The sequence below is a fragment of the Clostridioides sp. ZZV14-6150 genome (assembly GCF_020657875.1).
GTDB lineage: Bacteria > Bacillota > Clostridia > Peptostreptococcales > Peptostreptococcaceae > Clostridioides.
In genome coordinates this window covers 1-335 of sequence record NZ_JAGWDA010000091.1, presented here as the reverse complement: position 1 = coordinate 335, position 335 = coordinate 1, and the positions used below count along the sequence as shown (strand labels likewise).

Sequence of the window (335 nt, the reverse complement as noted above, 5' to 3'; positions counted from 1 at the left end):
TGGCTCGTTGGTCAAGAGGTTAAGACACCGCCCTTTCACGGCGGTAACAGGGGTTCAATTCCCCTACGAGTCACCAAAAAAACAATTAAATAAGCGGGTGTAGCTCAATGGTAGAGTTCTGGCCTTCCAAGCCAGCTGTGAGGGTTCGATCCCCTTCACCCGCTCCAAAAAAATGGGATCATAGCTCAGCTGGGAGAGCACCTGCCTTACAAGCAGGGGGTCGCAGGTTCGAGCCCTGCTGGTCCCACCATTTGCGGCCTGGTAGTTCAGTTGGTTAGAATGCCAGCCTGTCACGCTGGAGGTCGAGGGTTCGAACCCCTTCCAGGTCGCCAAAT

At 54.6% G+C, this 335-nt stretch carries 4 tRNA genes; all 4 read left to right on the top strand.

Features of this window, described 5'->3' with window-relative positions:
* Nucleotide 1: 1 nt before the first annotated feature.
* The 4 genes from KGF41_RS20650 to KGF41_RS20635 all read left to right on the top strand — a co-directional run bounded on the left by KGF41_RS20650 (nt 2) and on the right by KGF41_RS20635 (nt 332).
* Nucleotides 2-76 (top strand) — tRNA-Glu (locus KGF41_RS20650).
* 17 nt (nt 77-93) lie between these two features.
* Nucleotides 94-167: transfer RNA gene (locus KGF41_RS20645), tRNA-Gly, on the top strand.
* A 7-nt stretch (nt 168-174) separates the two neighbouring features.
* Nucleotides 175-250: transfer RNA gene (locus KGF41_RS20640), tRNA-Val, on the top strand.
* A 5-nt stretch (nt 251-255) separates the two neighbouring features.
* Nucleotides 256-332 (top strand) — tRNA-Asp (locus KGF41_RS20635).
* Nucleotides 333-335: the final 3 nt, after the last annotated feature.